General features: G+C 73.3%; 20 protein-coding genes. 4 read left to right on the top strand and 16 right to left on the bottom strand.

All coding sequences use genetic code 11. The annotated features are described in order from the left end of the window. Positions 1–56: 56 nt before the first annotated feature. From OIE67_RS17505 to OIE67_RS17495, 3 genes are all read right to left on the bottom strand, one after another. Positions 57–1,145, bottom strand: coding sequence for an esterase-like activity of phytase family protein (locus OIE67_RS17505; protein WP_326641572.1), 1,089 nt, complete (start codon positions 1,143–1,145; stop codon positions 57–59). A 155-nt stretch (positions 1,146–1,300) separates the two neighbouring features. Next, entirely contained in the window at positions 1,301–3,244 is a 1,944-nt protein-coding gene (locus OIE67_RS17500; RefSeq protein WP_326641570.1) for a DUF6528 family protein, read from the bottom strand. A 52-nt stretch (positions 3,245–3,296) separates the two neighbouring features. Next, positions 3,297–4,091 carry a putative protein N(5)-glutamine methyltransferase gene (locus tag OIE67_RS17495; RefSeq protein WP_326641568.1) on the bottom strand — a complete coding sequence of 265 codons (795 nt, stop codon included), beginning with the start codon at positions 4,089–4,091 and terminating at the stop codon, positions 3,297–3,299. Between the two features lie 271 nt (positions 4,092–4,362). On the opposite strand from OIE67_RS17495, the gene OIE67_RS17490 reads away from it, so the two are divergent. Beyond that, positions 4,363–5,121 carry an NAD-dependent epimerase/dehydratase family protein gene (locus tag OIE67_RS17490; RefSeq protein WP_326641566.1) on the top strand — a complete coding sequence of 253 codons (759 nt, stop codon included), beginning with the start codon at positions 4,363–4,365 and terminating at the stop codon, positions 5,119–5,121. A gap of 44 nt (positions 5,122–5,165) precedes the next feature. Here the strand turns inward: OIE67_RS17490 and OIE67_RS17485 are convergent, their stop codons facing one another. Further along, on the bottom strand, positions 5,166–6,353 hold the full coding sequence (locus tag OIE67_RS17485; protein WP_326641564.1) for a cytochrome P450 family protein: 1,188 nt from the start codon (positions 6,351–6,353) through the stop codon (positions 5,166–5,168). A 105-nt stretch (positions 6,354–6,458) separates the two neighbouring features. Here OIE67_RS17485 and OIE67_RS17480 point away from each other — a divergent pair, with 105 nt between their 5' ends. After that, a complete protein-coding gene (locus OIE67_RS17480; protein ID WP_326641562.1) occupies positions 6,459–7,538 on the top strand; it encodes a TetR/AcrR family transcriptional regulator in 1,080 nt (359 codons plus the stop codon). A 215-nt stretch (positions 7,539–7,753) separates the two neighbouring features. On the opposite strand, the gene OIE67_RS17475 is transcribed toward OIE67_RS17480, so the two are convergent. The 9 genes from OIE67_RS17475 to OIE67_RS17435 form a co-directional block, all read right to left on the bottom strand. Then, complete coding sequence (locus OIE67_RS17475; RefSeq protein WP_326641560.1) at positions 7,754–8,161, bottom strand: nuclear transport factor 2 family protein; 408 nt, start codon at positions 8,159–8,161, stop codon at positions 7,754–7,756. Between the two features lie 71 nt (positions 8,162–8,232). Beyond that, positions 8,233–9,459, bottom strand: a complete 1,227-nt coding sequence (locus tag OIE67_RS17470; protein WP_326641558.1) for an erythromycin esterase family protein — start codon at positions 9,457–9,459, stop codon at positions 8,233–8,235. A gap of 59 nt (positions 9,460–9,518) precedes the next feature. Next, a complete protein-coding gene (locus OIE67_RS17465; protein WP_326641557.1) occupies positions 9,519–9,944 on the bottom strand; it encodes a hypothetical protein in 426 nt (141 codons plus the stop codon). A gap of 871 nt (positions 9,945–10,815) precedes the next feature. Continuing rightward, positions 10,816–11,343: an FBP domain-containing protein gene (locus OIE67_RS17460; RefSeq protein WP_326641555.1), complete on the bottom strand. Its 528-nt coding sequence runs from the start codon at positions 11,341–11,343 to the stop codon at positions 10,816–10,818. Positions 11,344–11,503: 160 nt separating this feature from the next. Beyond that, positions 11,504–12,364, bottom strand: a complete 861-nt coding sequence (locus OIE67_RS17455; protein ID WP_326641553.1) for an SMP-30/gluconolactonase/LRE family protein — start codon at positions 12,362–12,364, stop codon at positions 11,504–11,506. A 221-nt stretch (positions 12,365–12,585) separates the two neighbouring features. Then, the gene (locus OIE67_RS17450) at positions 12,586–13,470 is read right to left on the bottom strand and encodes a pentapeptide repeat-containing protein (protein WP_326641551.1); all 885 of its coding nucleotides are present in this window, start codon (positions 13,468–13,470) and stop codon (positions 12,586–12,588) included. Between the two features lie 207 nt (positions 13,471–13,677). Continuing rightward, positions 13,678–14,448 carry a GNAT family N-acetyltransferase gene (locus OIE67_RS17445; protein ID WP_326641549.1) on the bottom strand — a complete coding sequence of 257 codons (771 nt, stop codon included), beginning with the start codon at positions 14,446–14,448 and terminating at the stop codon, positions 13,678–13,680. A gap of 57 nt (positions 14,449–14,505) precedes the next feature. Continuing rightward, positions 14,506–15,282 (bottom strand): polyprenyl diphosphate synthase, encoded by a 777-nt coding sequence (gene uppS / locus OIE67_RS17440; RefSeq protein ID WP_326641547.1) that lies wholly within the window; start codon positions 15,280–15,282, stop codon positions 14,506–14,508. Positions 15,283–15,403: 121 nt separating this feature from the next. Beyond that, entirely contained in the window at positions 15,404–16,486 is a 1,083-nt protein-coding gene (locus OIE67_RS17435) for an alcohol dehydrogenase catalytic domain-containing protein (RefSeq protein ID WP_326641545.1), read from the bottom strand. Between the two features lie 116 nt (positions 16,487–16,602). Here OIE67_RS17435 and OIE67_RS17430 point away from each other — a divergent pair, with 116 nt between their 5' ends. Next, on the top strand, positions 16,603–17,364 hold the full coding sequence (locus tag OIE67_RS17430) for a helix-turn-helix transcriptional regulator (protein WP_326641543.1): 762 nt from the start codon (positions 16,603–16,605) through the stop codon (positions 17,362–17,364). Positions 17,365–17,428: 64 nt separating this feature from the next. Here OIE67_RS17430 and OIE67_RS17425 read toward each other — a convergent pair whose 3' ends face one another. Beyond that, a complete protein-coding gene (locus OIE67_RS17425) occupies positions 17,429–17,686 on the bottom strand; it encodes a hypothetical protein (RefSeq protein ID WP_106246766.1) in 258 nt (85 codons plus the stop codon). A 138-nt stretch (positions 17,687–17,824) separates the two neighbouring features. Beyond that, positions 17,825–18,271, bottom strand: a complete 447-nt coding sequence (locus OIE67_RS17420; protein WP_326641540.1) for a MarR family winged helix-turn-helix transcriptional regulator — start codon at positions 18,269–18,271, stop codon at positions 17,825–17,827. Positions 18,272–18,373: 102 nt separating this feature from the next. Between OIE67_RS17420 and OIE67_RS17415 the strand changes: the two genes are divergently transcribed. Then, on the top strand, positions 18,374–19,951 hold the full coding sequence (locus OIE67_RS17415) for an LLM class flavin-dependent oxidoreductase (protein ID WP_326641538.1): 1,578 nt from the start codon (positions 18,374–18,376) through the stop codon (positions 19,949–19,951). 13 nt (positions 19,952–19,964) lie between these two features. On the opposite strand, the gene OIE67_RS17410 is transcribed toward OIE67_RS17415, so the two are convergent. Further along, on the bottom strand, positions 19,965–21,218 hold the full coding sequence (locus tag OIE67_RS17410; RefSeq protein ID WP_326641536.1) for an MFS transporter: 1,254 nt from the start codon (positions 21,216–21,218) through the stop codon (positions 19,965–19,967). Positions 21,219–21,227: the final 9 nt, after the last annotated feature.

The following is a 21,227-nucleotide window of genomic DNA, read 5'->3' as shown; positions in this document are numbered from 1 at the left end:
ACTCATGCCGGCGAGGCGGCCCTCGTCAGCCGGCCCGTGCCGGCGGGGCGTCGTCGTCAGCGGCAGCCCGTGGCGGCGAACGCCATCATGAGGGTCATCTCCCGCTGGTCGAAGTTGTCGTCGGAGCCGATCACCAGCGTGCACTCGCCGCTGCGCAGCCGCGGCCCCCAGGCCAGGCTCTCCAGGTTCTGCACGGGAGGACGGAACTCGCCCAGGTCCTTGACCAGGCGCTTGGCCACCGGCCGGTAGCCGCCGCGGATCAAGGAGTCACGGTCGAGGACGTTCGTGGCGCCGCGCAGGTCGATCTCGTACAGCCTGACCCGGTAGCCCACGCCCTGGATCCAGGCGCGTTCGAGGGCGAGGTAGCGGTAGTCGTCGATGGCCAGGATCTCCGACACGCCGCTGTCGGTCTGCCCGGTCGGCGGGTTGGGGGCGGCGGGCAGGCGGTCGAGCGGGTAGGCGTACTGGCCGCGTACCTCACCGTCGCGGTTCCACACGGTCAGCCGGGTGACCGCGCCGCGCTCGGCGGTCGGGACCGGACCGTCCTCGTAGCGCGGGCCTTCCGTCACGGCGGTGATGGAACGCGCTGTTACGGCCAGTCCCTCGAAACCGAAATTGCGCCGCGGGCCGCGTTCGGTGTCCGTCAGCCGCAAATTCGGCGGCGTCCGCATTTCTCCCGTGTGCCGCCCGTTCAGGTCCATTCCGCGTACTGCTGCGCGTGAAAGGGGAATATCCGGATGGGCCGGGTCGGGCCGGTCGCCCTCGTCGCCCCAGAGCAGCCGCCCGCTCCACCGGTCGAGCCTGATCGACTCGGGGTCGGCCGCCTCCGGGTTGCCGTAGCCCGGGTACGGCGTCCCGTCGCGCCGGGTCAGCGTGACGGCCCCGGTCATCCGCACGCCGGTGAACGCGCCGGTCACCCGGTCGATGTCCAGCTCTCCGGTGTAGAAGCGGGCGGGGTTGTAGCGGTGGCGGTCGTCGGAGACGAAGTACCACGTCCCGGTGCGCGGGTCGCGGTCGATGCCGGACAGGCCGCCCACGACGGTGCCGTCGATGCGCTCCATGTACGGGATCCGCTGCTCCCCGAGGAAACGGGTGATCCGTACCGGCTCGCGCCGCTCCGCCGCCGCCGGCGGGGCTGCGGCCATTACCGCCGTGAATGCGATGGCGAGGTGTAGTATTTTCCGCGAACGAGCCATTTGATCCTCCGTCATGAAAATCGACGGAGGACATGAAAGCGCGATTCGGCGGCCAAGTCCACGAACGGACATCCGCGTGCCCCGCTGTAAAAGGGGCGAATTCGCTAATCGATGTCGGGCAGGGTGACGAGGTGCACGGCGCCGTCGCGCGGCCCGGCCGCGGAGAGGTCCAGGACGCTGCCGTTGGCGTCGATCTTCGTCGCGGACGTGTCCCACGTCCCGGCCGGTGTGCGTGTGCGGTCCCAGACGCCGGCGCCGGGCACCACGGTCTGGACGTGCAGGCCGCCGTCCGGCCGTCCGGCCGCCGACAGGGCGCTCACCGAGCCGTTGGCGTCGATCCTGGCGCGGGCGCCCCAGGCTCCCGCCGCGTTCCTGGCCAGGTTCCACACGCCTGAGCCCGGCACGGCGAGCTGCACGTGCAGGGTGCCGCCGGGCAGACCGGCGGCCGAGACCGCCGTCACCGCCGGGCCGGCGTCGATCTTCACCGAGGCGGCGGCCCAGGTCCCGGCGGCGGAGCGCGTCCGGTTCCACACGCCCGCCCCCGGCACGACGGTCTGCACGTGCAGGGTGCCGCCGGGCAGGGCGGCGGCCGAGACCCTGGAGACGGAGCCGTTGTCGTCGATCTTCACGGCGCTCGCGTCCCAGACCCCGGCGGCGGAGCGGGCGCGGCCCCACACCCCTGAGCCCGGCACGACCGTCTGCACGTGCAGGCTGCCGTCCGGCAGGGCGGCGGCGGAAATATCGGTGATGTCGCCGTTACCGTCGATCTTGACGGCGTGCTCGTCCCACACGCCGGCCGCGCTGCGGCCCCGGTCCCACACGCCGCTGCCCGGCACCACGGTGAGCAGGCGCAGGCCGCCGTCCGGCAGCGCCGCCACCGCCACCGCCGAGACGCCGCCGTTGTCGTCGATCAGGGCCGCGCCGCCGTCCCACGCTCCCGACGCCGTGCGGGCACGGCTCCAGACGGTGCCGCGCAGGCTCTGGTCCACGACGCCGTAGTACGGGCTCCACACCCGCGCCTTGTAGAAGGCCGCGCCGACGCGCCTGCGGGTCATGGCGGGCGCGAAGAAGTCCACGGTGTCGGTGCACCAGGTGCTGGCCACGCACGAGCCGGGCGGCGATTTGGCGGAGTCGGCCCGCGTCTGGACGATCTGGCCGGACGGCTGGCTGCCGATGGACTTGACCGCGTTCCTGTCCGCCCCGGCGGGCGCGGGGGTGAAGGTCTTCGCGGTCTTGTCGTACAGGTAAGCGGCCGAGCCGGTGGTGAGCCAGAGCTTGCCGGGGTCGAGCGGGTGGGCGTACACGTCGTGGCCGCCGCCCGTGGGCAGCTCGGCCCGGCGGCCGGTGTCCTCGCGCAGCGCCGGGGCGGCGGGGGTGCCCTCGACCGCGAGCGCGGTGAGGATGTGCCGGTCGGAGCCGGGATCCCGGCCGATGACCCACAGCCGTCTGACGGCCGGGTCCCAGAGTGCGGCGTGGGCGTCGGTGAGTCTGAACTCCGCGTACGTGGCCGCGCCCGGCCCCTGTGAGGAGGCGTACACCCTGATCCAGCCTCCGGTGGAGGCGGCCACCGCGATGTTGCCGTCGGGCAGCAGCTCGGCGGCGTGCAGGTTGCCCGGCAGGACGCGCGCCCACTGCCGGGTGCCGCCCGGGTAGGAGACGACGGCCGCCACGCCCCTGCTGCCGCCGGCCGCCACCACGAGGCTCTGCGCGCCGGACGGGCGGCGGCGCAGCTTGAAGTCGGCGATCAGCCCGAAGGCCGAGACCTCGTCGGCGCTGAAGCCGCCGGGGGTGACGGTGGGTTGCCAGGTCCACTTCACGGCCTGGACGGTGTTCCAGTCGGCGACGGCGGGATCGTAGGCGGTCAGCCGCCTGCCGGTCTGGTCCCCGCCGACCACCCAGTAGTCGTCCGTCATCGCGGCCGCGTGCGTCGTCGCGGTCGCGTGCGTCGTCGCGGCCGGTGTCGCATTTGTGGACGCCTCCGCCGGCGGGACTCCCGTTCCGGCGAGCAGGGTTCCGAGCATGGCGACGATCACCGCTGCGGTCCGCACCCGATGCCTCCTTCGTCCTGCCTCGAGACGATGATCGCCGATCAAGGAGGGATCAGGAAGGGCGCGTGCCGATGATCGCGGTGGCGTCCAGCTCGTCCGAGGTCGTCACGCGGGCGTCCAGCCCGGCCGCCGTCACCGCGCCGGCCGTGGCCTCCGCCTGGCGTTCGCTCGTCTCCACCAGCAGGTGGCCGCCGGGGGCGAGCCAGCCGGGGGCTCCGGCGATCACCCGGCGCACCACGTCGAGCCCGTCCGGGCCGCCGTCGAGGGCCATCAGCGGCTCGTGCAGCCGGGCCTCGGAGGGCAGCAGGCCGACCGACTCCGTCGGCACGTACGGAGGGCTGGCGATGAGGACGTGCACCCGGCCGCGCAGGGTGACGGGCAAGGGGTCGTACAGGTCGCCCTGGTAGACGTACGCGCCGGGCAGGTTGCGGCGGGCGCAGGCCACGGCGGCGGGGTCGAGGTCGGCGGCGTGCAGCTCGGCCCGGTCGAGGCCGGCCGCCACCGCCGCGCCCATCGCGCCGGTCCCGCAGCACATGTCCAGGACCACCGCCGCCCCCGCGGCCGTGCGCCCCAGCTCGACCGCCTGCTCGATGAGGAACGCGGTGCGCGGCCGGGGCACGAACACCCCGGGCGCCACGGCGACGCGCAGACCGCAGAACTCCGCCCAGCCCAGGACGTGTTCGAGCGGTTCCCCGTCCACGCGGCGCGCGACCATGGCGGTCAGAGCCTCGGGAGTGGGCGCGGCGGAGACGAGCAGCGCGGCCTCGTCCTCGGCGAACACGCATCCGGCGGCCCGGAGCCGCAGGACGATCTCAGCGGTGGTGGTAGATGACGAAAAAACCGACATGAATGCCTTTCGGAACGCCGATGGGCGCTCCCGCGGCCGCCTCAGTCCCGGTGGGCCGCTTGGCTGATGGAAGGGAGCACCCAGCCTGACACAGCGTTGATGGGGCTCACCTCCTCCGGCCGATCTCGTCGAACGACCGTCACAGTATCAGAACCGTTCTCACCTCCTGGGGTCGGGCGTGGAGACCACCCGCCTGGCGGTGCGGGCGCGGGGGAAGTGGTCAGGGGATGGGGGGCGGCGTACGGTCGGGAAGAGGAGAGGAAGGCGGGGCATGGGGCCGGTTGTGGTGACGGGCGGGTTCGGGCGGGTGGGCAGGCTGGTGCGGCCGGCACTGCTGACGGAGTACCCGCTGCGGATCGTCGACCGGGTGACGGGCGTGGCGGCGCCGGGCGAGGAGATCGTGACCGGCGACCTGGCCGAGCCGGGGCTGGCCGAAGAGGTGCTGGCCGGGGCGTCCGCGGTGGTGCATCTGGCGGCCGATCCCAGGACGGACGCCCGCTGGGAGGAGGTCTACCGTGCCAACGTGGCCCTCACCGAGCGGCTCCTCGACGCCGCCGCGACGCGTGCCGTGCCACGGGTGGTCCTGGCTAGTTCGGTGCACGTGATGGGCGAGTACAACCGGCCCGAGCACCACCCGGTGGACCCCGGGTGGGAGCCGCGCCCCTGCTGCTCGTACGGGCTGAGCAAGCTCGTCGTCGAGTCGCTCGGCCGGCTGCACGCGGAGCGGACCGGCGCCTCGGTGGTCTGCCTGCGTCTCGGCGCGACCGGTTACCCCCTGTCCGAGCGGCGCTATCTCGGCGTGTGGCTGTCGGACCGCGACGTGGGCGCGCTGATGCTGGCCGCGCTGCGGGCCGGTCCCGGCTGGAGCGCCCATTTCGGCATGTCGGCGAACACGAGGCGGCATTGGGACATCTCCTCGGCCATGAAGCTCGGCTACGAGCCGCGTGACGACAGCGAGCCGTACGCGGCCGCGGCCGGGCCTCCGACGGTGCCGATCTGCCGCATGTTCGTCGGCGAGGACGCCCCTTAGGCCGGATCTCCTTCAGGCCGGATCTGCTTCAGGCCGGATCTCCTTCAGACCGGGTCGGCCGGGCGCAGGGTGACGGGCAGGGAGGCCAGGCGCAGGGTGCCCGGGTCTGGCAGGTACGCGGCCCGGCCGGCGAGCTCCAGCCGGGGGAAGCGGCGCAGCAGGGCCCCGAGCGCGATGCCGGTCTGGACGCGGGCCAGCGACGCCCCGACGCAGAAGTGCGGCCCGTGCCCGAAGGCGAGATGCGGCCCCGGCTCCCTGGTGATGTCGAGGGTGCCGGGGTCGCCGAACACGCGCGGGTCCCGGCTGGCGGACAGGATCGAGGCGGTGACGCGCTCCCCCTTCGGGATGCGTACCCCGCCGAGCTCCACGTCTTCGGCGGGGAAGCGGGGGACGGTCATCGGCTGCGGGGTGCACCAGCGCGCCAGTTCCTCGACGGCGCGCGGCATGAGCGCGGGGTCGTCGCGCAGGGCGGCGAGCTGGGCGGGGTGGGCGAGCAGGGCCGCGACGGCGTTGGCGATGAGGTTCGTCGGCGTCTGGCCGGCCAGCACCAGCAGCCACACCATGGTGACGAGCTCGTCGTCGGACAGGCGGTCGCCGTCCTCCTCGTTGACGCGGGCCAGGTCGGAGAGCAGGTCTGTGCGCGGCGCGGCCCGCACGCCCGCGATGGCCGCCTTGGCGTCCTCCATGATGGCGGGGATGGCCCGTGCGAACGTCTCGCCGTGGCCCGCGGCGATGGCGGCGCCGTACTCGCGCCAGGCCGGGCGGTCTTCGGCGGGGATGCCGACCAGCTCGCAGATGACCTCCATCGGCAGCGGCCTGGCGAAGCGCGCCAGCAGGTCCACCGGCTCGTCCTGGGGCAGGTCGTCCAGCAGACGGGCGACGATCTCCTGGATGCGCGGCGCGAACTCGGCCGCCCGGCGCGGCGTGAACGCGGGCGCGACCAGCCGGCGCAGGCGGGAGTGCTCCGGGCCGTTCATCTCGGACATGGTGCGCATGTAGCGCAGGCAGTGCTCGGGCACGTCGGGGCGCATGAAACTGGAGCCGCGGATCTCCATGCGCGAGTCGGCCAGCATCGCGCGGGCCTCCTCGTGCCGCGTCACGGCCCAGAACGGGCCGAGCCCGGGAGCCACCAGCCGCGCGACCGGTGATTCCTCCCTGACCGGTGCGTACGCCGCGTACGGGTCCGCCAGCACCGCCGGGTCGGTCAGGTCGATCTCCGGCACTTCGGTCATGTCCTTGCCTCCCATTTTCACATGATCGGAGATTTTGGATGATGACATCATCTGAATGGCCACGGTATCTTGGTTCGAGCGCTTACGGCAACGAGTGGAGGACGGTTGGCCCGGCTCACGAGGGCGGAGGCCCAGGAGCGCAATCGCGCGAAGGTGCTGGCCGCGGCCAGGGAGGAGTTCGCCGAACGCGGATTCAGGGACGCCAAGATCGACGAGATCGCCGATCGGGCCGAGCTGACGCGCGGGGCGGTGTACTCGAACTTCCCCGGCAAACGGGCGCTCTACTTCGCTGTCCTCGCCGACCTGGCCGAACGCGCCCCGGTGATCCCGCCCGACGAGCCGGCGCTCACCGTACGGGAGGCACTCGGGGAGGTCGCGCGGGCCTGGGTGACCCGGCTGCCGCTGATGACCGAGGACCGGCACGCGCCCAGCAGGCTCGGGGCCGACCTGATGCCCGAGATCCTCGCCGACGAGACCCTGCACAAGCCCTTCGCCGAGCTCACCCGGCTCAACGCGATCCTGCTGGGGCTGGCCATGGAGCGGCTGCGGCCGCCGAAGGAGCCGGACGGGCGGCTGGTGCGGCTGGCCGGGGCGGCGCTCACGGTGCTGCAGGGGGCCGGGCAGCTCTCGGCGGCGGCGCCGGGGTTCGTCGACGCGTTCGACGTGATCCGGGTGTGCGAGGGGCTGGCCGAGCTCGACCTGGACGACCGCTGGACGGCCGCGCCCATGATCCCGGAGGTCCAGGAGACCGACGAGCCCTGGTCGCCGCCGCGCGCCGTCCGTGGCCTGGCTGATGGCGAGGCGGCGCGGCTGGGGCGTGACGGGGTGGTGGCGGTGCTCGGGGTGCACCGGCTCTCGGCGGCCGAGGAGGCCGTACGCGCCGCACCACTCGGGGCCGAGGTCACCGCCGTGGTCGTGACGCGTACGCCCGCGGAGGTGCTGCCGCTGGCCCGGCTGGTGGTCGCCGAGATGGGCACCTGCCTGCGCCAGGCGTTCCCGAAGCCGGCGTGGCCGAGACTGCGGATCCTGTACGACGAGTCGGGCGCGCTGGCGGCGGCGGCCGGGGTCGCGGAGCCGGAGGACACGACGGAGGTCGCGATCCGGGTCCGCTCAGGCCGCATCGTCCTGCGCACGGAGGGCTTCGGCGCCTGCCACACGGCCGCGTCCCAGCGCTATCGGCCTTGACGGCGCCCGCCTACGGGGGCGACCCGGCACCCTCGCCCTGGCCCGGCGGCACCCCCTCGTGAAGATGCGGCGCCAGCACCTCATATCTGATCATCGCCAGGGCACGCCCGGCCTCGCCGTGAAAGCGCTCGCTGTCCGGCCCGGCTTGTGCATGGTGTTCGCTCGCAGTGCTCACCTTTCATCGTCCGTCCCCACAGGGGACGCCCACCGCGTGGTTACTCCGCTTCTTCCAGCGGCCTGCTGATCTGATCGATCCGGCGGATCCGACCGTCTGACGCCAGGTGGCCGAACATGTAGATCTCCGCCGCGAAGGTCTTGCCCTTGCGCAACTTGGTGCGCAAGGTCCACCGAGCGGCGATCCGGTCACCCGAGACCAGCGCCTCGTGGATCTCGACACCAGACCAGTCGCCAGCGGCCATCGCCTCTTTGTCGACATTCTTACGGACAGGGCGGACATGATCGATCATGCGCTGCCGGCCGATCACGAGCCCGTCGTTGCAGTACTCGAAGTCCGGAACGAAGTAGCGGCCGAGGATCGCGTCAGGCTCCTCGTCGGAGACAGCCATGTCCCGGATGTAGGTGATCAGAAAGTCAGCGAGGTCGCGCTCGGAGCTGATGCCCATGATGCTTCCTTGAAGGGAGAGGGTGCCGTGTTCACGAATCATATACCGTACCCCCGTACGGTGCTACGACCTCAACTTGCGGCGCGTTCCAGCACGTGATCGGTACCAGTCGTCCGGGACACGTGCGCGATGGCGTCGAACGCCTCGAACACCGGCAGGTCCAGGAAATAGTCGGCCATGCGCGAGTGCCGGAAGGACGCCGCGTCGTGGATGTGCGGGCGGGCGGCCCCCAGATCGGCGAGCGTCCAGAGCCGGTCGGTGGAGAACGCCGCCTCGATGCTGCCCTCGGCAGGCGGTGGGAGCGGCGCCCCGTACCAGGCGCCCTGCGGACGCTGCGGGGTCGGTTCGCCCAGCACGGTGGTCCGGCCCAGGCTCGATGTCACGCCGATGGCCCGGTAACCGTCCCCGAGGGCGGCCGCGAGGTGGACGCCGGCCGGCAGGAGCAGGCGCTCCTGGCTGTCCATCGTGGGCGTGCGCTGGATGTGCCAGTTGTGGGCCGCCAGCACCACGCGCGCGCCGCCCTCGACAAGGCGCAGCACGGACTCCGCCATATAGACGTCGCGAAACGTCGAGGCGGACTCGAAACCCTCGGCGGCGTTGGCGCGATGGAGGTGATCGAGATAGTAAGCGCCGCGCAGATGCCACATCGCCGTTTCGTGCTCGGCTCCGTGGCCGCGGGCGCGCTGGACGAGGGCCAGCCGCCGCATGTGGGCCATCAGCCGGCTCAGCGCGCCGGTGAGCACATCCCGCTGGCCCGGGTCGATGTTCTCATAGCGGCCCAGAGCCGCGAAGACGACCGGGTCGTCGAACCGGCGTACGACGCGGACCGCCTCCTCCAGCACCGGGAGCGCCTCGGGCGCGGCCCAGCGCAGGTAGCCGGCCAGCTCTTCCAGCGCGGGCATGGGCGATGCGGCGGAGCCGGGCAGGTCGGTGCCCACACACCGCAGCGGCGGCCCGGCTGCGGCACGGTTGTGCTCCCGTATCCATCTCAACGTCTCGTGCATCTCCCGGCACTGCCCCAGCGACAGGGCGATGCCCTCCGCCGCGGCCTGCTCGACGGTGCCAGGACCGCCTTGGACCCAGGAGTCCAGGACCTGCCCCTGGGTGAACGGGGCCTCCAGGGCGTACACCTCAAAACCGCACCGTTCCACTAGGAAGCGCAGGATGCGGTGGCGTACCTGGTAGAACTCCCGGATGTGGTGGGAGCTCTCGCCCAGCGCCACGACCTGCGCGCCGCCGACGATGTCGCGGAGCGGCCCGAGGTCGTCCACGGGCGCCTGGAAGTCCAGGGTTTCCATGGTCGAGGCATGATCATCGACCCATCCGGCGAAACGCGTTCGACGGTTCGTTCTCACGTTCATGGCGAACAGCGTCTCGCCACAGGCCCGCCACGGTCGTCATGCCAGGGGAGGGGCTTGGAGATACGGCCGGCGAAGTAGTCCCGCTGCGGATTACGACGCCGGAAGAAGTGCCAAGTGCGCTGTCCCGCTGGACGGTTCCATGCGGCGAGTTCGGCGGCGATGTCGGCCTCGATGTCGGCCTCGATGTGAGTGACGGCGGTCATGGCGCCGCAGGCCGGCAGGAACACCGTGCGGTGGTCGCTGAGGCGGTGGTCGGTGGCGCGCCAGGCGGTGACCTGCTCGTCGGCCACCGCCTCAGCGGCGGCGGGCGTGAGCAGGCCGGCGCCCTGCGCCGCGATGGCGGCGAGCGTGGCGTACGCCGTGCCGATCGGCAGGCCGGTCGCCCACGCCGGTTCCTTGCCGGCAGGCAGCCCGTCCAGCACCGGCAGGGTGGCGCCCGGGCGCAGCTCCTGGTCCAGGTCGCGCAGGACTGGGGCGCCCTCGAACGGCGGTTCGTCGTCGGCGGCGCCTCCACCTGGTCACCTCCAGTGGCGATCGCGCCGACCGGCCGAGGGGTCCTCCGCCGGCGTTCCGTCCGACGGGTCCGGCGTCGGTGGCCGGGCGGCGGGCTCGTGGCCCGGTGCGGGGCCCGGTGCGGGGCCCGGTGCGGGGCCCGGTGCGGGGCCCGGTGCGGGGGCCGAGGTGGGGGCCGAGGTGGGGGCCGAGGTGGGGGCCGAGGTGGGGGCGGGGTCGATCGCGGACGGGGTGGCACGATCGATCCCGGCTGCTGAGCAGGCCGTAAGCGCCAGTGGCAGCACCGCCACAACGGTCCACGTACGAGCTCGCATGACACCCTCCCCCCACCGTCGGCCTGACCTCAGAGTAGGAAGGGCCGGGCCGGTGGGTCGAAGGACAAATAACGCCTCCGGGGACGTACTTTTCCCTTGCGCCGCCGCGCGAACGGTGCGCGTGACGATGACGGCAGGCGGGGCACCGGCAGCTTCAACTGGTACCGGCACCGATGGAACCGGCAGGGGTGGACGGGTGGTCCAAGTCATGGGCGACGTTCACGCCGGCGCCCCGCCGCCCGCCGTCCGCCTGTGAGCGGCCGCGGGTCCCGCGGAGCCGGCTGACGCCGCTGACGGCCCTTCCCGTCCGCGGGCGCGCGCTGAGCGTCGCCCCCCGCCAACGTCCCAGCTGACGGACGTCGCCCCGCCAGGCGTCTCAACCGCCGGACATCGCCCCCGCCAGCGTCTCAAGCGCAGAATGTCGGCCTCGCCAGCGTGCCTGGGCGTCGTCCTTCCCGCCGACGGACTACCCGCGCACCTGGCGCGTGCCGGCGAGGTCGCCGTCGAGGACGCGTTCGAGGAAGGCGTCCAGGTTCGCGGCGGCCCTGACGACGCGCTCCGCCACGCTGAGCGACTCGAACCGCTCCCCCAGCTCTGTCCGCTTCTTGTCCCGGATGTAGAGCGAGCAGTCCAGGTCGGCGCACATGTAGAGGCCGACCGTGTTGCCCTGACGGCCGGCCGGGCCGACGCGGGGCGCGGTGAACAAGGCGACGCCGGGGCCGGTGTGCGGTGTCACGCAGACCGAGCAGAGCGTGGTCTTGGTGACGCTCCTGCGTACGCCCTGGGCCAGGCGCAATGCCACGCCCACGGGGCTGCCGTCCCGTTCGGCGACCAGGTAGGCGCGCTCTGGCGCCCCCGGATCGCGCCAGCCCAGGAAGTCGAGATCGGGCCAGGAGGCGCGGAGCAGGTCGCGGGGGACGCCGAGGCGGCGGGCCTCGCCTTTGGAGCAGTTGACGAAGCTGGCGCGGATGCCGGCTTCGGTGATGGGGGTCATGACGGAATACCTCCGGTAGCCTAAGGTCTCTAGTTCTAACCTAGAGACCCTAGGCAAGGAGGTGCAAACCCTTTCCGCGCGAGCTCAGAGAGCGTCAGGGCGGAGCACACGGGCCTCAAGGGTGCGGGCTCACAGGGCCGTGGACTCAGAGGGGATGGGCTCAGAGGGTGGTGGGGAGCACCGGCAGGCCGCGCACGCCGGGCTCGGCCGTGAACAGGCTTCCGGCCAGCGGCTGCGCCGCCCGGTCCACGTCGAGGGCCGAAGTGGTGATGAACAGCCGGTCGAGGTTGTCCCCGCCGAACGTGACCGCCGTGACCTTGCGCGCCGGCAGGCTGATGACGGCGTCGAGCCGCCCGTCGGCGTCGTACCTGTGCACCGCCCCGCCCTGCCACAACGCCACCCAGACGCCGCCCTCGGCGTCCACCGTCAGGCCGTCGGGGCCGCCCTGCTCGGGGTCCACGACGGCGAACGGCCGCCGCCCGCTCAGCCCGGCCTCAGGATCGTAGTCGAGCACGTCCACGCGCCCGACCCCGGTGTCGGCGTAGTAGGCCCGCCGCCCGTCGGGGCTGAAGCCGAACCCGTTGGAGATCGTCGTCCCGGCCAGCACCACGCTCAGCTCGCCGCCCGGACCCGCCACGTAGAACGAGCCGCGGCCCGGGCCCGCGTCGTAGCCCATGGTGCCGATGTAGAACCGGCCGTCGGGGTCACAGCCGCCCTCGTTCATCCGGATCGTCGGGTCGCCGAACGCCTCGCCGAGAGAGCGCAGCGGGGCGTCCAGGTCGTCGGAGTCGGCCAGCAGCAGCTCGCGCTCGGCGGCGACGACGTAACCGCCGTTCACGCGCGGGCGTACGACGGCGGCCACGGTGCCGACGTGGCGGCGGCGTACGTTCCCGTCGTCGCCGAGCTGCAGCACGTCCCCGGCCATCATGTCCACCCACCGCAGGCCCCAGCGGTCGGACCACACGGGCCCTTCACCGTGGTCGGCGACGGGGTCGGTGACGGGGTGCGCGGTGATGGTCATGCCGCCCTCCTTGGCGATGGCAGAAGTACAGATCATGACCTTATGCGCAGCGGCCACTTCCCTACCGCGCGCCCCGGGCCGGACCACCCGCCGAGCCGTGACGCCGGTCCGGCCCGAGGACCGATGCGACGCACCGATGGAAGGCCGGTACGGGACCAGCGGCGCGATCCGGCACCAGGACCGGTGGCGGGAGCCGGGGAGGGAAGCCGGTGAGAGGGCGGTCAGCGGCGGCGGCCTCGGGACGGGCGCCGGTTCGGCCGGGAGCGAGGGGTCGGAGCTGGAGCGGCCGGTTTCTCCGTCCAGTGCGTGGGGCGGGTGAGGGTGGGGGGTAGGTGGGTGGCGGTGTCGCCTTTGGCTGCGTTGAGCTGGGCCTGGGTGAGGAAGACCGCGCCGGTGAGGTCGGCGCCTGACAGGTCGGCCCCGCGTAGGTCCGCGCCGATCAGGTCGGCTTGCCGCAGGTCCGCGCCGCGCAGGTCGGCTCCGATCAGGTACGCCCCGCGCAGGTTGGCACCTCTCAGCCGGGCTCCGCGCAGGCGGGCGCCGATGAGGTCGGCCCCGCGTCGTTCCGCGCCCTTGAGGCCGGCGCGCGCCAGCTCGCTCGTACGCAGCAGCAGTTCGTTGACGGCGGCCCGGTGGGCGGACACGTCGAGCTGCTCCAGCGTGCCGGCCTCCTCCCGGGTGAGCCGCTCGGTCTCGTCGAAGGCCCGGCGCAGGGAGGCGTGGATCGGCTCGGCCGCCTCCAGCGTGAGCGCCTCCGCCAGGTACCACAGGAGCTCGTGCAACTGCCGCATGACCGGGAACACCGCGTACATCCGCGCGGCCGTCTCCGGTGCCTCGCGCCAGCTTCGCCCCTCGAACGTGACCTGCGAGACCTTCTGACCGGCGCCGAAGCAGTCGAACACCGTGCAGCCGGGGAAGCCGCGATCCCTGAGGCGCTCGTGGATCGAGCAGCGGAAGTCGTCGCGCAGGTTGTGGCAGGGCTGCCCGCCCTCCTTGTCCACGGCGAAGTCGGACGAGGCCGAGAACGGCAACGCGACGCAGCACAGCCCGAAGCAGCTCTCGCAGTCGGCGGTCAGGCCGAGCTCGCGCGGATGGGTTCCGGGCAACGCGATGGTCTCCTAAACGGGTCAAGGAGGGTGAACGGGTCAACGGGTGGCGGCGCGGCTCACCAGCGTACTGGCGGGTGACGAGTAGGGTCGCTCACCAGCGTACTCACGGGTGAACGGATGAGGCGGCTGGCCACCGTACTCACGGGTGACGGGCGGGGCGGCTCGCCGGCGTGCTCAAGGTGAACGGGTGGCTCGCCGGCGTACTCACGGATGGACGTACGGCGTCGTCGTGGTCAGCGGTGCGAAGCCCAGCCGTTCCAGGATCGGCCGGCTCTGGTCGGAGGCGTCCACCTGGAGGTAGCGGTAGCCGCGCGCGACCGCCTCGCGGGCCCGGTAGGCCACGAGCGCCCGGTAGACGCCCTTCCCCCGCCAGCCCGGCACGGTGCCGCCGCCCCACAGGCTGGCGAACGCGGTGCCGGGGTGCAGGTCCATGCGGGCCGCGCTGATCGGCGTGTCGCCGGCCATGGCGACGACGGCGATGACGGTCCCGGCGGCGAGCTGGGCCGGCAGGGCCTTTCTGAGGTGCTCGTGGACGGCGCCGAAGGCGAGGTCGTGCACGTCGGCCAGCAGGTCGACGCCGTCCTGACCGGTGACGGGGACCAGCCGCACGCCCGCCGGCACCGCGTCGGGCTCCGCGGCGATGCCGGCGGCTTCGGCGATCATGAGTGTCTCGGCCGGTTCCGGGGTGAAGCCGGCGGCCAGGAGGCGGCGGTCGAGGTCGGCGGGCCGGTCGTGGGCGTACAGCTTCCACTCGAACGGCCGTCCCAGCGCGCCGAAATGACGCACCTGCTCGGCGATGGCCGCGTCGGCGTCGGCGTCGCCGAGGCCGGACCAGAGGATCCCGTTCCAGCCGTGCTCGGGCCCGATCATGCGCACGACGTCGCCGTCCCGCTCCACCACGCTGCCGGCGCCCCCGGGCGCGGCCTCGCGCCGCAGTTCCCTGTCGAACGCCGCCAGTACCTCGTCAGAATTCATCCGCACACCTCACCAGCCGCCCCTGCCACCTGGCAACCGGTTTACGCCCCCGCCGCGTCAGCCGCCGTAGCGCCGCTGCCGGGCGGAGAAGCTGCGCAGGGCGCGCAGGAAGTCGATCTCGCGGAACGCCGGCCAGTACGCCTCGCAGAAGTAGAGCTCGGAGTAGGCCGACTGCCAGAGCAGGAAGTTCGACATGCGCTGCTCGCCGCTGGTCCTGATGACCAGGTCCGGGTCCGGCTGCCCGGCCGTGTAGAGGTGGGGGGCGATGTCGTCCACCGTCAGCGCCGCGGCCAGCTCCACCATCGACTGGCCCTGCTCGGCCCGCTCGTACAGCAGCTCGCGCAGCGCCTCGACGACCTCCTGGCGGCCGCCGTACCCGATGGCCAGGGTGAGGTGGAAGCCGGTGGCGCAGTCGCGGGTCGCCTCGACGGCGCTCTTCAGCGCGCGAGCGGTGGTGTCGGGCAGCATGTCGAGCATCCCGGCCACGTGGACCTGCCAGCGGGCGTCGGGACGGTCGAAGTGGTCGGTGACCAGCTGCTCGATGACGCGCAGCAGAGTGGCCACCTCCTCGTCGCCGCGGCGCTGCAGGTTCTCCGTCGAGCACAGGAACACGGTCACGTGGTCGATGCCCAGGCCCTCGCACCACGACAGGACGTGGGCGATGTGCTCGGCGCCGTACTTGTGGCCGATGCTGGGGTTGGCCATGCCCATCTGCCTGGCCCAGCGCCGGTTGCCGTCAGTGATGATGCCGACGTGGCGGGGCAGGGGGCCGGTCATGACCTGCCGCCGCAGGCGCCGGGCGTAGAGGGGGTGAAGGAGGTGGGTCATCCGCATCCCTCAAGGATGGACCCACCGGCGGACCGGAATCCGATCTTTCCCGATTTCCGGCTCAACCGGCCGTGCGGTCCGCCCGGGACACCGACAGGGGCAAATCACCATCACGAGCCAACAGCTCTCAGGGCCGGATCACGGTCAGGTGGAACGGCTCGGCGTGCTCGGCGGCGTGGGCCACCGCCGCCGGCGCGTCGTCGAGCGTGAACTCGGTGACGTCGAACTGACCGAGGTCGAGCAGCCCGCTGCGGGCCAGGGCGGCCAGCCATACGGGGGCGTCGCGCGGGTACATCCACTGCCCGCGCACCGTGACGCTGTTGCGCATGAGCCACGGGTACGGCAGCGCCAGGTCGTCGCCGCCGAGCATGCCGACGCCGCCCATGAGCACGACCCGGCCCCGCTCCCGCACGGTCATCGCGGCGGCCCGCACGGGGGCCGTCCCGGCCTGGGGCGGGAGGAGGTCGAGCACGAGGTCCACGGGGGCGCCGCCGGCCGCCGCGACCATGCGCTCGCGGTCCTGGTCGGCGTCGCCGGTGAGCCGTACGGTGCCGGCCCGCTCACCGAACCGGCGTTCCAGCGCGGCCAGCGCGTGCTCGTTACGGCCGGGAGCGATGACGCGGGCGGCTCCCATGGCCAGCGCCACCGCCACCGCCGCACCGCCGAAATTGCCGGTCGCCCCGCTGACCAGCACCGTCTCCCCCGGCTGGAGTCCGCCCGCGAGCAACCCGCCGTACGGGACGAGACACAGGCACAGCGCGCTCCAGCGCCCCGCCTCGGCGGGGTCGAGCGGGCCGAGCGGCACGGCGTTCTCCGTGGGGACGAGCAGGCGCTCGGCGAAGGAGCCCTGGCCGAAGTGGCGCTGGAGGAGCAGCCCGCCCTCGCCGCGCGCGCTCAGGCCCTGCAGCGTGATGTCCGGGGTCAGCGCGTCGTCGCGGGCGCGTACGGTCGGATCGCACAGCACCCAGTCGCCCGGGGCGAGCTTCGTGGCGTCGGGCCCGCACGCGCGCACCCGGCCGACCGCCCCGGCGCCGGGCGTCACCGGCAGCGTCAGCAGGTACCGCCGCGCTCCGGCGAACACCTCGGCCGCGTACGGCAGCACCGGCGCCGCCACGACGTCCACCACCACCTCGCCCGAGCCCAGCACGGGCTCCGGCACCCGCTTCATCGACAACGGTGACCCGAACTCCGTCAGCACAGCCGCCTTCATGATCGTGACGCTCCTCTCTCCTAGGCGGGCTTCATCCTGGCCGTCGGGGGGCGTCGCAACCAGGGCCGGTATCGTCATGGGACAGCTCGATACCACCTTGCGGGGAGGCGGCGATCATGACCGCACCGGCCGGCCGTGCGTTCGGTGACTTCCTGCGCTCCAGGCGCGAACGGCTGACACCCGAGCTGGTGGGGCTGCCGCCGCGCCCCCGCCGCCGTACGGCGGGCCTGCGCCGTGAGGAGGTGGCCGAGCTCGCGGACATCGGCATCGACTGGTACGTACGGCTCGAACAGGGCCGCGCCGTCTCCCCCTCCCCCGCCACGATCGACGCGCTGGCCGGCGCGCTGCGCCTCGACGAGGCCGAGCACGCCCACCTGCGCACGCTGGCCCGCCGCCCGGCCCGGCCCGCGTTCGCCAGGGAGCGGGCGCCGGAGGGGTCGGCCCGCCTGGTGCACGGCCTCGACCGGCCCGCCTACCTGACCGGCCGCCGCTGGGACGTCCTGGCCGTCAACGCCGCCGCGGCCGAGCTGTTCACGGGGATCGACCGGCTGCCGCCCGGCGACCGCAACGTGCTGGTCTACCTGCTGCTCACGCCGATGGCCCGCGACCTGCTCGGCGACCGCTGGGCCGAGCAGGCACGGCACGCCACCGCCCAGTTCCGGGCCGCCTTCGACCTGTGGGCGCCCGACGCGGCCTTCACCGGCCTGGCCACCCGGCTGCGGCGCGGCTCGCCCGAGTTCGGCCAATGGTGGGAACGCCACGACATCGCCCAGGGCGGCGCGGGCGGCAAGGTGCTGGGCGGGCGCGCCTACGACTACGCGACCTTCCAGGCCAACGAGGATCCCGGTCTCCGCCTGACCGTCTACACGCCGCGATGACGCGCGGCCGGGTTCACTGAAGCCCAGACCCCCGCCCGACCCGGATCGAGCCTCTCGGGAACCTCTAGCCGGCGCCCGGGAACGTGAGGACCGACGGCACGGCGCCACCGTGTGCCCGGCCGAACTGCTCCTCCACGGCGGCCAGCAGGTCACCGGTGGTCAGGACGGAGATCTTCCACATGCCGCCGCCCTCGCTCCCCGATCCGGCGACGGGCGCGAGGTCGATCGAGACGGCGAGTCCGGTGCTGAGGAGGTCGTGGGCCAGGTCGACGGCCCGGTCCTCACCCTCGACATTCGTGTGTACCTCGATCATCTCGGCCATGGCGCCGTCCTTCGCGGAGGTGGGAGCCCCACCCTATCCACGCGAATCGCCCGGCGAGCCTGGTTCGCGGCAGACGGCAGGCAAAGGGTTTCACGCCCGCGGCGGGCCGGGTACGCGGCAGACGGCGGGCCAACGCTTTCACGCCCGCGGCGGGCCGGCCGTGTGCCGCGACAGGAGGGTCTCGACCGTTGAGGCCAGCAGGTCCCGGTGACCGGCAGGAAGGTCGCCCGCCAGCGTCTCCAGCCGCGCCGCCACCCCTTCGTGCGCCAGCTCGCCCATCCGCTGCCCCTCGCCGGTCAGCTCGATGAGGCAGGCGCGGCGGTCACGGGAGGAGCGGGTACGCCGGACGAGCCCGCGTTTCGCGGCCCGGTCCACGAGCCCGGTCAGGCTCGACTTCTCCAGGTGCAGCGCACGGCTCAGCTCGCCCATGCCCACCGGCCCGCCCACGAGCAGGCAGAGCAGCTGCGCCTGCTGCGGCGTCAGGTCGTGCTCGCGGCTGACCTCGCCGAAGACCTGCTGCACCAGGTGCGCGAGCCGGACCAGCGCGGAGGTGAAGGACAGCGTCGGCTCTTTCGTCGTGACCACGGGCCGAGTCTAGTTGACAAAAGTTCGTAAAACGAACTACTTTCCTTCGTATCACCAACTGTTCGTATTGCCAACTATAGCCTCGGCCCCAGGAGCCCTTCCATGCCCGACTACGGCCACGATCTGCTCTTCAGTGTCAGCGTGGTGCCGTCCGCGCAGGAGGCGGACGGCGTCGTAGCCCTCGCCCAGCTCGCCGAGCGCGCCGGACTCGACCTCGTCTCCTTCCAGGACCACCCCTATCAGCCGGCCCTGCTCGACACCTGGACCCTGCTCGGCTACGTGGCCGCCGCCACCGAGACCATCAGGCTGGCCGGCAACGTGCACCCGCTGCCGCTCCGGCCGCCCGCGATGCTCGCCCAGGCCGCCGCCAGCCTGGACCTGCTCAGCCACGGCCGGTTCGAGCTGGCCCTCGGCACGGGCGGCTACTGGGACGCCATCGCCTCCATGGGCGCGCCCCTCCTCACTCCTGGCCAGGCCGTGGACGCGCTGGAGGAGGGCATCGCGATCATCCGCGCCGCCTGGGACACCGACGCTCCCGGCGGCATCCGGCACCTCGGCGAGCACTACCGGGTGGAGGGCGCGCCACGGGGGCCGCGACCGGCGCACGACATCGGCATCTGGCTCGGCGCGTACAAGCCGCGCATGCTCCGCCTCACCGGCCGGCTCGCCGACGGCTGGCTGCCGTCCCTGCCCCGCTACCGGTCCTTCGCCGAGCTCGGGGCGGGCAACGCGGTCATCGACGAGGCGGCCGCCGAGGCGGGCCGCTCGCCCGCCGCCATCCGCCGCCTGCTCAACCTGGACCGCGAGCGGGCGCCCGAGGAGCTCGCCGAGCTCGCCCTCGACCACGGCGTCAGCGTCTTCATCCTGATGGCGCGCGACGCGCGCACCGTCGAACGCTTCGCCGCCGAGACGGCGCCCGCAGTCCGCGCCCTGGTCGCCGCCGGCCGCTCCCCCGCCGCACCCGAGCCCCCTGCCGCACTGGAACGCGACCCAGCCGTCTCCGAACGTGCTCCCGCCTCAGCCGGAAGGTCACAGATGCCCGCAGAACCGGGAAAGCCGCCGCCGTCCGCGCGCACGGGAGGGGCGCCGCTGGCCGCCGTGCCGACACCGGACGACGGGGTGCGGCTCAGCTCCGTCCGGGTCTGGGACGAGTCCACCCGCCCCGCCGGCCCGGCCCCCGACCCGCACCGCCGCTACTCCCCCAGGGAGCAGGCCGCCGGACGGCACCTGATCGACGTGCACGACCACCTGCGCGCCGAGCTGGCCCAGCTGCGCGACCTGGCCGACCAGGTCGCCGCCGGAACGCTGGACGCGGGTGCGGCCCGCGACCACATCAGCACCATGACCATGCGCCAGAACAACTGGACGCTCGGCGCCTACTGCGAGTCCTACTGCCGCCTGGTGACGATGCACCATTCGGCCGAGGACGCCATGGTCTTCCCGCACCTGCGCCGGGTGGAGCCCGGCCTCGCCCCGGTGCTCGACCGCCTGCGGGAGGAGCACCAGGCCATCCACAAGGTCCTCGAACGCGTCGATCGTGCCCTGGTCGCCTTCGTCACCGATCCGGCGGGCCTGGCCGACCTGCGCGGCGCGGTGGACCTGCTCACCGACACCCTTCTGTCGCATCTGTCGTACGAGGAGCATGAGCTGGTCGAGCCCCTCGCGCGGCACGGCCTCTGACACCCACCCGTCGTCAGCGCACGGCCCCGCGCAGTGCCTGCGCCGGCTGCCCGGGCAGGTCGCGGTGGCGCGCCCTGGCGGCCCGTCCGGGAAAGGCGTGCCGCCGGGCCGCCACGACGATCGTCAGGGCCACCGCCACCACCGGGAACGCCGTCCACGGCAGCGCCCCGGCCCCGGCGCTCTCCAGCACCACCCCACCGGCCAGCGAGCCCGCGGCGATGCCGGCGTTGTAGACGGTCGTCTGCAGCGAGGTGGCCACGTCGGCGTTGGCGGCGCCGGCTGCGTCCACCAGCGCCGTCTGCAGCAACGTCGGCACGCCGCCGAACGCCGCCCCCCACAGCCCGGCGGCGGCCAGGACCACGCCGCCGGCCCCGCCCGGGACCCAGCCCGACGTCCCGAGCAGGGCCATCGCCGTCGCCACGGCGGCCAGCGCCGCGATGAGGGTGCGGCGCGCGTACCGGTCGATGACGGCGCCGACCGCCCAGATCCCCGCCACCGTCCCGGCCCCGAACACCAGCAGCACCAGGCCGGCCGGCCCGCCTCCCGACGCCTGCGCCAGCGGCGCCAGGTAGGTGTAGACCGCCTGGTGCCCGAGCAGCGTCAGCAGGGTCACGCCGAGCGCGACGCGTACACCGGGAAGGACGACCACCCGCCGCAGCGGCACCCGCGCCGCGGCGGGCTCGCCGGGGAAGTCCGGCACCCGCCACAACACCCACGCGATCAGGACGACGGCGGCCACGGCCAGGCCGCCGAAGGCCGCGCGCCATCCGGCCACCGCCGCCAGCGCCGCGCCCGCCGGGATCCCGGCGCACAGCGCGACCGTGATGCCCGCGGAGACGATCGCGATCGCCCGCCCCCGCCGCTCCTCGGGCACCATCCTGGCCGCGTAGCCGACCAGCATCGCCCACAGGACGCCGCCCATGACCCCGGCCAGGATCCGGGCCGCGAAGGTGAGCGGGTAGGAGGAGGAGAGCGCGGTCACCCCGTTCAGCACGGCGAACCCGGCGAGCGTCCCCACCAGCACGGGACGCCGGTTGCAGCCGCGCAGGAGCGCCGTCACGGGGACGGCCGACACGAACGACGCCACCGCGTACGCCGTCACCAGGAACCCGGCGCGGCCCTCCGGCACGCCGAGCGCGCCCGCGATCCCCGGCAGGAGCCCGGCGGGCAGCAGCTCGGTCATCACGGCCGTGAACGCCGCCGCGAAGAGCGCCAGCAGCGCCGGCCAGGGAAGTCTCCGCGCACTGGCAGCGGTTACGTCAGACATGCGACCATG

It is taken from the genome of Nonomuraea fuscirosea (assembly GCF_035917475.1).
GTDB lineage: Bacteria > Actinomycetota > Actinomycetes > Streptosporangiales > Streptosporangiaceae > Nonomuraea > Nonomuraea fuscirosea.
Note: the sequence above shows the minus strand (reverse complement) of the source record. Positions and strands in the feature narration are given on the sequence as shown.

Excerpts from the sequence above, each read along its gene's own strand:
- OIE67_RS17435 (WP_326641545.1), bottom strand. The coding sequence starts at position 16,486 with ATGAAGGCGGCTGTGCTGACGGAGTTCGGGTCACCGTTGTCGATGAAG.
- OIE67_RS17470 (WP_326641558.1), bottom strand. The coding sequence starts at position 9,459 with ATGGAAACCCTGGACTTCCAGGCGCCCGTGGACGACCTCGGGCCGCTC.
- OIE67_RS17455 (WP_326641553.1), bottom strand. The coding sequence starts at position 12,364 with ATGACCATCACCGCGCACCCCGTCACCGACCCCGTCGCCGACCACGGT.
- OIE67_RS17505 (WP_326641572.1), bottom strand. The coding sequence starts at position 1,145 with ATGGCCGCAGCCCCGCCGGCGGCGGCGGAGCGGCGCGAGCCGGTACGG.
- uppS (WP_326641547.1), bottom strand. The coding sequence starts at position 15,282 with ATGCGGATGACCCACCTCCTTCACCCCCTCTACGCCCGGCGCCTGCGG.
- OIE67_RS17430 (WP_326641543.1), top strand. The coding sequence starts at position 16,603 with ATGACCGCACCGGCCGGCCGTGCGTTCGGTGACTTCCTGCGCTCCAGG.
- OIE67_RS17485 (WP_326641564.1), bottom strand. The coding sequence starts at position 6,353 with ATGACCGAAGTGCCGGAGATCGACCTGACCGACCCGGCGGTGCTGGCG.
- OIE67_RS17495 (WP_326641568.1), bottom strand. The coding sequence starts at position 4,091 with ATGTCGGTTTTTTCGTCATCTACCACCACCGCTGAGATCGTCCTGCGG.
- OIE67_RS17460 (WP_326641555.1), bottom strand. The coding sequence starts at position 11,343 with ATGACCCCCATCACCGAAGCCGGCATCCGCGCCAGCTTCGTCAACTGC.
- OIE67_RS17475 (WP_326641560.1), bottom strand. The coding sequence starts at position 8,161 with ATGGGCATCAGCTCCGAGCGCGACCTCGCTGACTTTCTGATCACCTAC.
- OIE67_RS17415 (WP_326641538.1), top strand. The coding sequence starts at position 18,374 with ATGCCCGACTACGGCCACGATCTGCTCTTCAGTGTCAGCGTGGTGCCG.
- OIE67_RS17410 (WP_326641536.1), bottom strand. The coding sequence starts at position 21,218 with ATGTCTGACGTAACCGCTGCCAGTGCGCGGAGACTTCCCTGGCCGGCG.
- OIE67_RS17445 (WP_326641549.1), bottom strand. The coding sequence starts at position 14,448 with ATGAATTCTGACGAGGTACTGGCGGCGTTCGACAGGGAACTGCGGCGC.
- OIE67_RS17490 (WP_326641566.1), top strand. The coding sequence starts at position 4,363 with ATGGGGCCGGTTGTGGTGACGGGCGGGTTCGGGCGGGTGGGCAGGCTG.
- OIE67_RS17425 (WP_106246766.1), bottom strand. The coding sequence starts at position 17,686 with ATGGCCGAGATGATCGAGGTACACACGAATGTCGAGGGTGAGGACCGG.